Origin of the sequence: Enterococcus sp. 5H, from assembly GCF_028128615.1 — a bacterium.
GTDB lineage: Bacteria > Bacillota > Bacilli > Lactobacillales > Enterococcaceae > Enterococcus_L.
The window spans coordinates 118168-131847 of sequence record NZ_AMDP01000019.1 but is presented as its reverse complement, the minus strand read 5'-3'; the positions used below and the strand labels follow the sequence as shown (position 1 = coordinate 131847).

At 33.6% G+C, this 13680-nt stretch carries 9 protein-coding genes; 4 read left to right on the top strand and 5 right to left on the bottom strand.

Going from position 1 to position 13680, the window contains the following annotated elements:
* Positions 1-48: 48 nt before the first annotated feature.
* Both proB and C240_RS06675 read left to right on the top strand, forming a co-directional pair.
* Positions 49-846 (top strand): glutamate 5-kinase, encoded by a 798-nt coding sequence (proB, locus tag C240_RS06680; RefSeq protein WP_271492985.1) that lies wholly within the window; start codon positions 49-51, stop codon positions 844-846.
* A 2-nt stretch (positions 847-848) separates the two neighbouring features.
* Positions 849-2120: a glutamate-5-semialdehyde dehydrogenase gene (locus C240_RS06675; RefSeq protein WP_271494185.1), complete on the top strand. Its 1272-nt coding sequence runs from the start codon at positions 849-851 to the stop codon at positions 2118-2120.
* Positions 2121-2351: 231 nt separating this feature from the next.
* Here C240_RS06675 and C240_RS06670 read toward each other — a convergent pair whose 3' ends face one another.
* Positions 2352-3041, bottom strand: coding sequence for a winged helix-turn-helix transcriptional regulator (locus C240_RS06670; RefSeq protein ID WP_271492982.1), 690 nt, complete (start codon positions 3039-3041; stop codon positions 2352-2354).
* Positions 3042-3957: 916 nt separating this feature from the next.
* Positions 3958-5463, bottom strand: coding sequence for a helix-turn-helix domain-containing protein (locus tag C240_RS06665; protein WP_271492979.1), 1506 nt, complete (start codon positions 5461-5463; stop codon positions 3958-3960).
* 223 nt (positions 5464-5686) lie between these two features.
* Between C240_RS06665 and hisJ the strand changes: the two genes are divergently transcribed.
* Positions 5687-6514 carry a histidinol-phosphatase HisJ gene (gene hisJ / locus C240_RS06660; RefSeq protein WP_271492977.1) on the top strand — a complete coding sequence of 276 codons (828 nt, stop codon included), beginning with the start codon at positions 5687-5689 and terminating at the stop codon, positions 6512-6514.
* A gap of 56 nt (positions 6515-6570) precedes the next feature.
* On the opposite strand, the gene C240_RS06655 is transcribed toward hisJ, so the two are convergent.
* On the bottom strand, positions 6571-7584 hold the full coding sequence (locus C240_RS06655; RefSeq protein WP_271492974.1) for a choloylglycine hydrolase family protein: 1014 nt from the start codon (positions 7582-7584) through the stop codon (positions 6571-6573).
* Between the two features lie 263 nt (positions 7585-7847).
* Between C240_RS06655 and C240_RS06650 the strand changes: the two genes are divergently transcribed.
* Positions 7848-10484, top strand: coding sequence for a YfhO family protein (locus tag C240_RS06650; protein WP_271492971.1), 2637 nt, complete (start codon positions 7848-7850; stop codon positions 10482-10484).
* A 60-nt stretch (positions 10485-10544) separates the two neighbouring features.
* Here C240_RS06650 and C240_RS06645 read toward each other — a convergent pair whose 3' ends face one another.
* Both C240_RS06645 and mprF read right to left on the bottom strand, forming a co-directional pair.
* Positions 10545-10877 (bottom strand): hypothetical protein, encoded by a 333-nt coding sequence (locus C240_RS06645; protein WP_271492968.1) that lies wholly within the window; start codon positions 10875-10877, stop codon positions 10545-10547.
* Between the two features lie 126 nt (positions 10878-11003).
* The gene (gene mprF / locus C240_RS06640; RefSeq protein ID WP_271492965.1) at positions 11004-13595 is read right to left on the bottom strand and encodes a bifunctional lysylphosphatidylglycerol flippase/synthetase MprF; all 2592 of its coding nucleotides are present in this window, start codon (positions 13593-13595) and stop codon (positions 11004-11006) included.
* Positions 13596-13680 lie beyond the last annotated feature (85 nt).

Here is a 13680-nt window from a genome sequence, read left to right as displayed (position 1 = left end):
AAAGCAACAATTTTTGTCCAAGTTTTCTTAATATAAGTGAGGTCAACCATGCGGAAACAATTACAAAAAGCCAATCGAATCGTTATCAAAGTAGGTACCAGTACGCTAATCTATCCAAATGGCAATATCAATTTAAGTGCTATCGATCAATTAGCTTTTACTTTAGCCGATTTACGTAACCAAGGAAAAGAGATTATTTTAGTTTCTTCTGGCGCAATTGGTGTTGGATTAAACAAACTAAATATGGATAAACGTCCGCCAACCATTCCGGAACAGCAAGCGGTAGCCGCCGTTGGACAAGCTGAACTGATGAATATTTATAATCAACGCTTTCTAACGTATAGTCAACAAATCGCGCAACTTTTGCTTACTAGAGATGTCATCGAATATCCTGAAAGCCGTAAAAATGTAACTAATACCATGGAGCAACTACTGCAAATGGGTATTATTCCTGTAATCAATGAAAACGACACAGTGGCTATTGACGAACTAGATCACTTAACAAAATTTGGTGATAACGATCAATTGTCGGCAATCGTAGCTCAACTAATCCAAGCCGATGCGTTAATTATGCTGTCAGACATTGATGGCTTCTTTTCTGATAATCCCAATACCAACAAAAATGCAACGCTATTCTCTGAAATTAATGAGATCAATGAAGAGCTATTACAACTTGCTGGCGGCAAAGGCAGCCGTTTTGGTACTGGTGGTATGTACAGTAAATTAAAAGCAGCAGAGCGTGTGTTAGATCACAACGGCGCTATGATTTTAGCTAATGGCAAACAACCAACGATTATTTTTGATATATTAGCAGGTGAAATGATTGGTACCCTATTTATCAACTAAACATTCAGAAAAAGGAGGAAACGAAAATGACTGATTTAATCCAATTAGGCAAACAAGCCAAAGCCACCGCTTATCAATTAGGTTTAATGGACACAAAAACCAAAAATGAACTTTTGTTGCATATGGCTGATGAACTAGAAAACAATTCAGAAAAAATCTTAGCTGAAAACCAAAAGGATCTCTCCAATGCCAAAGAAAACAACATAACAGATACGATGCTTGATCGTTTACGTTTAACTAAAGAACGCATCAAAGACATGGCAGACGGTATTCGACAAGTGGCAACTTTACCTGATCCAATCGGTGAAGTCGATAAGATGTGGAAAAATGAAGATGGTCTAATGATCGGTAAACAACGTGTACCAATTGGAGTCATTGGCATTATTTATGAATCTCGTCCAAATGTCACGACTGATGCTGCCAGCCTTTGCTTCAAAACAGGTAATGCTGTCATCTTACGTGGTGGTAAAGAAGCTTTTTATTCAAATAAAATCCTTGTAGCGGTTTTGCAACAAGCACTTAAACAAAAAAATAGTTCACCTTTTGCTATTCAATTTGTAGACGACACTTCCAGAGAAACGGCACAGCAATTAATGAAACTAAATGATTATTTAGATGTTCTGATTCCACGTGGAGGCGCTAATTTAATTAAAACTGTTTTAACGACCGCTACTGTTCCCGTTATTGAAACAGGGACTGGAAATTGTCATGTATACATCGATAAAGATGCTCAATTAGAAATGGCAACAAACATTATTGTTAACGCAAAATGCCAACGACCTTCTGTGTGTAATTCCGCTGAAACTTTATTAATTCATAAAGAGGTTGCTACTGAATTTCTACCTGTAATTGAAACAGCTCTTAATGAATATAACGTTGAACTACGTGCAGACGAACGTGCATCTGCTATTTTCAAACAATCTATTCCAGCAACTGAAGAAGATTGGGCGACTGAATTTTTGGATTATATCTTAGCTGTCAAAGTTGTTGATTCTTTAGACGAAGCAATACAGCACATTAATCAGTATAATACGAAACATTCTGAAAGCATCATAAGTGATAATTATTTTGCTACTCAACAATTTTTACAGCAAGTGGATGCTGCTGCAGTTTACGCAAATGCCTCTACACGTTTTACGGACGGGTTTGTTTTTGGATTTGGTGCAGAAATAGGTATCAGTACACAAAAATTACACGCCAGAGGTCCAATGGGATTAACAGAACTCACCTCAACTAAGTACATCGTCTACGGTGATGGACAATACCGAAAATAACTTATATAATTTGGCTGCAAAAAAGAGAGTGAAACAAAACTAAAAATCAATTTTGTTTCACTCACTAGATCCGAATAAACGGCGAGAAAAAAGCAGCTACTCCACTTCGTTCCGATCACAACAATTTCTAGGGGGCTAAAGCTCTAAGAATTGAAGGCTTCGGAAATAGACGCTTTTTTCTCAGCCTCTTTTGATTAAACTACTCTTATTTTTACCAAGTATATACCTTAATTAAATATTCAATACATAACCTTTTGAGCGTACTGTGCGAATCGCTTCTGAGGTTCCAAGTTCATCTTCCAATTTTTTTCTAATATGAAAGACCAAGTTACTAATTCGATAAAATTTCTTTTCGTCCGTTGCTTCACCTTTCCAAATTGCTTGATAAATTTCTTCGTATGTCACTGTTTCTCCTGCATTTTGAAATAGTAAATCCATTATTTTATACTCAAAACTTGTCAATTGAACTTCTTCATCATCAGCTGAAATGAGGCTTCTATTCCGATGATTCATAGTAACACCGCTCTTAGATAAGTTCATAGAATCAGAGTCTGCACCTTCTACTAAAACTTCTCCAGCATTTCTTTTTAAAGCATTGTCCATAATAAGCAGCCACTCTTCTTTACCTAGCTTTTCTGTTATGATGCCATCTGCACCTAATTTTAAGTAAACCATACGATTCATTTCATTTTGAGATGTTGACCAAACCCAAATTAACGCATCCATCTCTCTTTTGACTTTCATTAACTGACCACATATTTTCCCTACATATTCAAGTCCATGCTCTAATAAAATAATTAAATCATATGAAGTTTCTTGCTCAACATCTGTATGAGTTATATTCCAGTTACTAGGCACTGCCTCCTCATTTTGCCACTCTGTTAAATCACCTTCAGAATTTACTACACCTACATGATACATATCTTTTCCTCCATTAAAAAATTTTTCTAAGATGCTCTCAAATTACTATTTTTATTTAGTCCTTTTTATTATTACTCCCTTTAGTATTCTCAAAAAAACGAACTTCTGGCAAGATGAAAGTATATCGCCACATCTTAGTTTCCACTTGATATTTCTTATTTTTATTCGCCGTTAAAAGCCAGAAAATATGTATATCAATATCTTTACTATGAAACATTGATCTCTCATATTATGTGTGAATAATCCTTTTACTATCTAACATTAATAAACCAAAATTCTTGCTTATCTCCCTTCTTTACTTTTATTACAAAAACTTTTATTTTTCTTTTCCGTATAATATCTTCAAACATCCAATTACCTTTTCTTTTTGTATTATTCTGCAAATGAATTGCGGAAGAAGAAGATAAAAATGAACTAAATGATAGCTCCTTAATACGACTTATCTATAGTTATACACCTTTTATCTCAAAAAAACCGACCATTTTTTACGGTCAGATACGGAATTTTTGACATTTTTTTTGATAAACAATTAAATAACTGATATTATTTAATTATAAAAATATCAATTTTATTTACTTTTTTGATCCCTTACCACAAGATTTATTTTCACATTAAAAATATACTCACTGATTTTTCAAACTACCAGCAAAAATTTCGCCATTAATGATTATTCATTACTCAAAAATAACTTTTATAGCACTTTTAATGAATATGATCAAACAGGTCCAGCTCCTATTTCATCTCTAATTAGATCAAAAGACAAGGTGTTTCACATGGACAAATAGACCAAAAAAAGAACCTAATATCTGCTCTTTTTTTGGTTTTGAATACGTTATTTATTTTTTATGAAGGGAAAATAAGAATTAAAACATTTATTTTATTTACTATTCGAAAATTCCTATAGATTTTAAAAAAATTATAAAACTTGTGAACCAATTGTCGCTTCTACTTTAGAAGCAATAGCACCAAACATAGCATCTAAATAATGGGCATCTGAAAAAGTTGGGACATAAACTTTATTTGTAGTATTTTCCTCCATATATTCTTTATCTGAGACGAATACATCAATATCTTCGCTATATCGATCAACTATTTCCACATTTTCTAAGAACATATCTTTAATTTGCCTTTTTAATATGTCCGCTATGTATACTTTAGAATTTTGAACATAAACTTTAACTTTTATGATCTTATACTTCTTCTGTTTAGATAGCAAACTATAGACTAATAAGAAAAGTTGATTTTCAAATGCTTCCTCTCGATCAATATCTTTCACTAAAACGACAAAAGGATTATCTGGAAACTGTTTCACAATTTTCCGTATAATAAGTTTTACTTTTTCAATAATTTGCTGCTCATAATTTGTCTTAGAGTAATAAACATCAAAATCATAGATGTATAAAAAACTCCTGGAATCACAAAAACTTGAAGCTGCATATAAAAGGAACGTAGATACTTTATAATAAATCATTGGACTAATTGCTTCATTATCTTTAAAAAAGTGAGTAATTATTTCATCCGTAAGAAACTGACTACTTTTTTCAAATGCCTCTTTAAGATTCTCTATACTCTTAATTACAACAGAAAGCCCGTCTTCACTATATGGCTCCGGACTAATCATCTGATTTCTCAAGAAAAAAATAAAAAGAAATTGCGCTTCTCTTTCTTTATAATCGAAATAAGAAAAATGGTTTTCTATGTAATGGTAAGTATCATCATAAATTTTTTCGTAGCTGCTACCAGCTTTTAGGGTGATTTCTAATGTTTCTTGAATCGTATTTCCTTGACTATTTCTGATTTTGCAAATATAAATTAATAACCGTACCATGCTTTGTTGGGCAGGATCAAAACTAAAATCTTTGAAATACTCACTCTTTAAGGAAACATCAATCGCTTGATATTCTTCTTCAGAAAATAACCATTTTGAATTTGCGTTAGAAAAAAACAAAAAGAAAAAATTGCGAATTCTGTATTCTTCACCATCTAAAGCTAAATTTGATAATAATTTAAGATTGAATTGTTCAAGAATACTTTTTAACTTACTTTTATACCTAGAAAAAGTTGATGAACTAATAAAATGCTCTTCACAAAACTTCTCCATTTGAAGATTTCCATTCAAAAATAGTTCTTTAATCATTACATATAAAATCGACTGTTCTAAATAATAAAAAGCAATGTCAACCAAAGAACTGTTTATTATTCCGATAGATTTAATCTTTCCAACTTCATTATAGTTAATAACGACATTTTGTGGAGCCAGCGCTGGGTTTTTAGGAAAATCATGAATAATAGCTCGGATAGTTTTATCGGACAACCCCGTAACAGAAATTAACTCAGAAATGGTAACTTCTTTTGGTTGACGAATTAAATAGTCTAAAAGCTCTATTTTTTTATTATCCGTCTTATTGATAAACAGCTTCATAATTTTTACCTCTCTTTCAGTTTTTCAAAATTACACAATATCGTTTTAGCTTCTGCTGATTTTGTACTTTCGTTATGCCTATAAGAATAATATTAGTTCTTGAAAAAGTAAATATTTAAATAGATAATCTTCACTATAACTAAATAAAACAAATAATAGACAAAGAATCCATTATACGCTAATCTAAACTAAATCACCTACTACTGTTTAAGGAGGCTTACATATGAAACACGATGGTCACACTCATACCGAATTTTGCCCACATGGAAATGTTGAAGATACTGAACTATTGATCCAAGAAGCAATTAAACAAGGGTTTCAAAAATACAGTATCACTGAACACGCTCCTTTACCAGAACATATTGAAAAAAAAGCTGCTGGAGACTCTATTATTTGGACAACGGCTGCAATGGCTTTAAATGATGTGGATAACTATTTTAAAAAGATGGCTACTTTACGAAAAAAATATGCTTCTGATATAGTTATCCACATTGGATTTGAATTGGATTATTTTGCTGATTATGAAGACTGGACACGAGATTTTTTGGCGGAATATGGACCACAAACAGATGACAATATTTTATCCGTTCATTTCCTAGAAGGTCTCGGCGGATTACGTGGTATTGATTATTCATTTGAAGAATATAAAACAGGTGTAACAGATTATTTAGGCAGCTTTGAACAGGCTCAAAACCTTTACTATCAAACGGTTTTACGTTCTTTAGAAGCTGACCTTGGACCATGGAAACCAACACGTTTAGGTCACATTTCTTTATGTCAAAAATTCGAGAAATCTTTCAATGAATCTATTGGTTATTCCACTCAAAATGAAGCACTGGTTCAAGATCTTTTAATGCAGGTTCAAAAACAAAAATATAGCTTAGATTTAAATACCGCCGGATTTTATAAACAAGGTTATCAACAGAGTTATCCACAACCGTGGATAACTCAAAAAGCTGCCGCTTTAGGGATTCCCTTAGTTTATGGATCAGATACTCATTCTTTGGCTGATATCGGCCGCGGTTATCCACAAATAGCTCAATGGCTTTAAAAAAGCTAAGGATCGCAAAAAATTTATTTGCGATCCTTAGCTTTTTTATTTTTCTATTAATTCAAGGCTTCATACTGCTCTTGTTTTGTTAGCTCATACACTTTAATTTCTTTAGCATTTTTAATTGCTTCATCAAATTTAATTGTTTGAATCACAAAATTTTCATAGACTTTTACATACATCTGTTTCTTGCTCAAGTCATAGATAGACGTATATTGTGTATACTGTCGATCCATTCCTTTCGATTCATCTAATTTAATTACTCCTTTGACGATGTCTGATGTGGATAAAATATGAAAGGCTTTATTTACCAAATCTTTTTCAGCTACCGGATCACTAAACTTAAGTATATATGCCGCTCGAACGAAACGAGAAGTTGCTGTATAGTCTCCCGGAATCCCATGTAAACCAGAACCTTTTCCAGCTGAGAGAACTTTTGTATCTCTAAATTCTGAACCTGTTGCATTTACATCAGATAAACCAGTATAATTTTCTAAATTTGTCAGATGCCAATCAAATTTAGGACTGTTAGTCATCACACCCACAGGATTTTCATACACGTCAAAACCTAATTTTTTAGAAGGCTCCACTACAATTGTCCGACCTGCAGCATCAGTAAACATAAAATGCTGCGGCAAGCCAGCTCCTTCTTTTCCATCTGGCGAAATATCTGCAATCGCAACAGTTGAAATCTTTTCTTCGACTTCTTTAGTATCTTTACAATTAGCTAATACCCAAAAAATAAACCCTTCAGCTAATAATGGAAATTTACCAGCTTGTTTGATTTCTGCGATTGATGAATACTCATTAAACTCTGCAAAATATTGAGTAATTCCGCCCAGTCCAAATTCATTAACACCATCAATTACACTTTGAGCTACTTTATTTTGCTCTTCCTTAACACCAACACCTACAACAGAATATACCGTCTCCCATTCTTCAATGCTTTCAGTAATCTTTAGTTTTGCTGGAATTTGTACACCGATATAATCAAAATCAACATTATATTCCTGTGTTCGCCCTAAAAAATGGCTACCTTCTATTGATGCTAAACTAATTCCTGTACACATACTTGCTTCCTACTTTCCTAAAATTGATATAATATTCCTTTTCATTTTTAATTATACATCAATAAAATGGCTCAAGGAAATGAAATTACGTACGTTTTTTGAATTTTTTCGATTATTGCCATAAAATTCTTAAGAAATATACAACTAATTAATCATTACTAAAGATCATTTAAATTTTTTGAGAATTTCTATTTCTTACAATCAATTTTTTTGCGGATATGCTAAACTATAGATATTCTATTTATTACGTTGTGAGGTTAATTATGAAGAAAAAAATGAGCACATTTATCAAAGAAAACTGGCCTTATATGACCGCTAGTTTTTTCATTCCTTTTTTTATCATGGTCATTGTTTATTTAAGTTTAGGCATCTATCCTGGCAGTAGCCGTAGTGTAATGGCTAGTGATTCTTTTTCACAATTTTCCAATTTTCATGCCAGTTTAAATAATGTTTTACATGGAAAACAAAGTATTTTCTACACCTGGAATGCTTCTCTAGGTTTAAACTATCTTTCGTTGATTTCTTATTATCTTGGTGGACTGTTTACACCTATCGTATTCTTTTTTAAGAATCAAAATATTCCGGATGCATTATATCTTATTACACTGTTAAAAATTGGTTCCGCAGGTTTGGCATTTTGGGTATATGCTAAAAATACTTACAAAATACCTAAATGGGGACATGTTATGCTCAGTGTGCCTTATGCCCTAATGTCCTTTGCGACAGCACATTCTGAAATTATTATGTGGCTGGACGCATTTGTTTACCTACCGCTGGTTATTCTAGGCATTAATCGCTTAATGGATCTGCGAAAACCAACCTTATTGTTTGTTAGCTATCTGCTATTGTTTATCTCAAACTTTTATATGGGCTTTATGATCGGCGTATTCTCCTTTTTATACTTTGTCGCTAAAACCTTAACCAATTGGTCTGTCTACAAAAAACGGATCATTCCTTATGGGATTACTTCACTTTTAGCTGGTGGTGCTTCGATGATCCTCGTTTTACCCGCAGTTCTTGATTTAAGAGCAAATGGTGAGACGTTAACTCAGGTAACTCAGCTAAAAACAGAAGCAACGGCTTTTTGGGATATCGTAATGAAAAATATGATCGGCGTTTATGACACAACAAAATATGGTTCGATTCCGTTTATCTATGTTGGTTTGCTCCCTTTGATTTTCTGTATTTTTTACTTTGTAAGTAAAGAGATTCCACGGAAAAACAAGTTATTATTTGGCAGTTTGTTTATTATATTAATTGCTAGCTTTTACATTTCACCTTTGAACTTATTTTGGCACGGAATGCATGCTCCGAATATGTTTTTATTCCGCTATAGTTTCTTGTTTTCTTTCTTAGTCGTCATGTTAGCTGGTTTCGGGCTGGAAAAATTCAAGACAGATGACTTAGGGCTTTTAGCAGGATCAACCATTATGCTGATTGCTGTTTTCGCGATTGCTGAAGGAACCAAAGGCGCGACCAGTTATGATTACATTCCCTTTACGGCATTTATTTTAACTGTTCTATTTTTACTACTTTACCTTGCCGGAATTGTTTTTTATCAACTAAAAAAAATACCTATGAACTATTTGATTATCTTGCTGCTTTTACTTGTATCAAGCGAAGCGTTTATCAATACAAATGCTATGTTAAATGGTATTTTGAAAGATTGGAACTACGCATCCCGCAGCCTGTATTCTGAGCCTTACCCAGCGATTAAACAATTGGTGGATAGGACAAAAAAAGACAATGATTCATTTTATCGTTTAGAAAATCTAAACCCAGTTTCTGCAAATGATAGTATCAATTATGGGTACAGTGGTGTCAGCTTATTTTCATCTATCAGAAATCGTCACTCCTCTGCTTATTTAAATGAATTAGGTTTTCGTTCTAGAGGAACTGGATTAAACATTCGCTATCCGAATAATACACTTTTGATGGATTCTATCGTTGGAATAAAATACAATATCTCTGAAAGTGATCCACTAAAATTTGGTTTCACTCCAATTGATAGTGCTGGTAAATTCTCATTATATGAAAATAGTTACGCTTTGCCGTTAGGTTTCTTAGCGGACGAAGATATTTATTCTGTTAAACAACCAGAAAACGATAACTTAACTAGTCAAACGGAACTATTCAATGCACTATCTGGTCAAGATGAAAACTACTTTACTTTTTATCAACCAACAATCATTGATAAAAATAATGTAAAAGTCGAGCAAAATGGAACTTCAGTTACGTATCGTGAACTCCAAAATAACGTTGCCAAAGATATCACTTGGACAGTAGATGTTCCTGCACATACCCAAGCATATCTCAGCTTATTTCCAACTGATTTTAATCAATTAGAAAGCTCAACTGCTACTATGTCAGTAAATGGTGTTAGCCAAAAATCACAAATCAACATTACTGGACAATATTATAATATTGGTTATTATGAAGAAGCTACAACTGTTACTTTTTCTGTTAGCTTCTATGGCACGACTGCCGTTAGCTTTATGGAGCCTAAAGTCGTTGGTTTAGATACCCAAGCCTTTGAAACATCGCTCCAAGCCATTCAAGACAAAGGCGCGGAGTTAACAACCAGCGGGCGCAAAGCACTTGGCACAGTAACTGCAGAAAAAGATCAAGTCCTTTTAACAACCATTCCTTATGATAAAGGATGGACAGCTTATGTGGATGGCAAAAAAGTTCCAACAAAACCATTTAAAGATGCTTTTGTCAGTGTTCCTGTTAGTGCAGGTGAACATACAATTGAATTTGTCTATTTACCTGAAGGTTTCGTACCAGGTGTGATTTTGTTTATAGTTTGTATTGGCGGATTTATTCTTTATGTACGCATTACAGCTAAACCAAAATTAGCCTTAGTACCACCTAAAACAAGAAAACGAAGAAAACGTTAGTAACTAAAAACTATGTAAGTACCGCTCAAAGCCAGGTACTTACATAGTTTATTTTTTATTCTAATAATCTAGTTGTTTCAGTCGTAGCAAAAATGATTCTGCATCTACTCTCTTAATCGTATATAACTGTTCAATCTGCCGACGAACACTTTTATCGTCTTTAGACATAGGGTCAAATACATCCATTAATTTATTCAAACAATATTCCAACAAAACTCCGATCCCACCACTACCTACAGCAAAACCATATCTTTCAGTATCATTTAGCTGCCCTTTTTTAATTTCTGCAATGATTGGGCTAAAGTCTCCTCTAACAATGATTTCATCTGTTTTTTTGTTTAGTTCAGAAGCTAGTTCTGCTTTCGTCTGGACCGATACTTGCTTGATGTTCATACGAATCACAACTCCTTTTATCCTTTTGTATTTATTATACGCTACTCATTGCTTTTTTCTTATTAGACTTAAGACCTAAAAATAGACCAAGATCAAACAAAACTCCCGTTTAATCTCAGCCGTATTTTATGATTCAATTAGGACTTCTTCAACCAACGAAGCAACTTTTCCTTTACCTCGCTCAACCAACAATGCTAACTGAATAAACACAAACAACACCTTATTTTGTTTAAAATAAGCAAAGTATCGTGATTCCCAATTTGTTACATAGTTCTCTTTTTCTTTTCTTGTATCCTTAAACTGATACATCTGATCGCCATATTTATAAAAAATATTAATTAATCGTTCTTCCATGAAAGAATATTTCGTTTCACCAACATTTGATAATGGGGCAGTTCCCAGATCTATATAGTTATATCCACGTTGTTGATAATACGCGATAAAATGCGTTAGTAAAAAATGTACTGTATGTTCTGGCGCAGTATCACAATAACGTAGTAAATCATAAGACATGTTCTGATTTTCAGTAATTATTTTCGATGTGATAAAACCAACCACTTCATTTTTCTCATTCCGTAAAATACCAATATCACTTAATTCCAAGTACTCTTGATCAAAGCTTCCACTAACAAAATTTCTTTCTCTTTGACCGACCAACCATTCGTCTGATACACGCCTCAACGCTTGAAATAGCTCATCAGAAACTGGTTCATGGTACATAGTAAAGGTATAGCCTAAATTTGTTAAGTGCTTCAGCTCCATACTATCTGTTGCTAATGATAGTGGCACTAAATGACGATTAGAAAAATCAAGAATTCCTTCTTCTCCGACTTTCATAAACTTATATCCTAAGTCATGTAAAACCATTGTATACGTTTCACTGACTCGATAAAACGCTGGCTGATAACCAAGTAAATCGGCTTCATCCATAAAAGCTAATGTCGCTTGTGTCCATTTTTCTTTATTACCAATCGGATCTGCCAAAACAAAACATTTATTTGCTTTGATCTGATAACCAAACAAAACTTCATCTTGTCCATTTTCCTGATAGTAGTAATAGCCATAATCTTTCAAATATAGCAGCTGACTGCCTTCACTTCCGCCGTATTTCTGAATCAGTGCTGTCAAACGTTCTTTTTGATAGGATTCTCCTAATTTAAGATCTGTCTCCGCCAAATATTGGTAAAGTGTAATTAAACCGATCATAGAAATCCCCAAACCAATCAAACCTGAAAACCACACATCATCCGATGGAAAAAGTAAAAACATGTGAGGAATTGGACCTGATTTTTCAGGATGAGAACTATAATAACCAGCAACTGCATAGATAATAAATAGAAAACTGAACAACACGCCATCAACGGCTAAAGCTTCCCAAGAATAAACAAATTTTTCCCGATAAAACTCTTTTCTAGCTAAAAAAACCGCAGACAAAATCACCAGATAAACCACAATCAACTGCCAAGAAGCCGTTCTAGAAATTGTATTAGCGATCCCAAAAATCAATAATCCGATCGTTGGCCAGTATGCTTTACGAACCTTCATAGAAATTCCTCTAGCTAATCCTAATAATAAAAAACCGATCAGCATATTAAAGGTTTGATCTAAAAAATCAAAGGAAAACGGTAGTAGAAATTTAAATAATCGACTAACATTCGATAAATTTGTAACCGTAGATAGTAACACCATCATAATCCCAGCAAAATAAAGGGAAGCCACTAAAATCCCATGAGCCACTTTTTGAGAAAAAATTTGAGGCAGGTTATCAAAGAAGCGATTAATTTTAATACCCGTCTGATGTATAAATAAAATAATTCCCGTCATAAAAGGCAAAACATAATAGAATAAACGATAATAAATTAACCAAACAAGAGCTGTCGACTGACTCACACCTAGTTGAGACAGTCCCAAAATCATCAACACATCAAATGTACCCATCCCGCCAGGAACCATTGTCAACATTCCAATTAATGTTGCGACCACAAACATTGGATAAACTGACAACAGAGAAACATCCACTTTCATTAACGCTCCAACACTTAAAAAAACAAACATTGCTCCTAGCCATTGCCCTAATGAGGCGCCAAACAAAAGAAAAATCCCTTTTGGAAAAAAATCCTTAAATAACGTATATTTTTTGAATTGAGTAAATAAAAACAACGCAGGAGCGATTAAACTTCCCGCTAACAACCAGACCCAATACTCTCTAAATAAACTATCCGGACGTATAAAAAAAACATCAATAAATGCTATAAAAGATAAAATAGACAGCCCGGAAATCATGAATAAGGCCACTTTTGAAACAGTTGCAACAACCTTTTTACGAGGTGCATCTTTCCCATAAAAATTGGCCCGCAACGTCGCACCAACCACGCCGCCAAAACCAGCAAGGTTATTAATAGTATTAGTGACCCAAGCAGAGACAAACCATTCCCAGCGATTCATTTTGGGCTTCCCCTTAGCTTCAAGTACATGAACGACTACTAAATCATATAAAAGCATTGGCAAAACCCCAATTAAACCTACTAAAATCATGCCTAATAGCCGCCAGCGACTTTGCTGTCCCATCGTATGAAAAACGTCCTGCCAAGTCATACCTTGAACAATATGTGTTACTTGATTCGCAACGAAAATCAGAACTGAACCAAGAAAAATTAATTTTAATAATAAACTGTGCTCTTTCATCCAGTGAACAATCTGGTTTATTTTATTTTTCATTTGTTCACCGCCTTTGTCATTCTTTACTATTTACTTTTATATGTTAGCGTATATTCAGCGATTTTTCCACTTTTAATCATTCGAA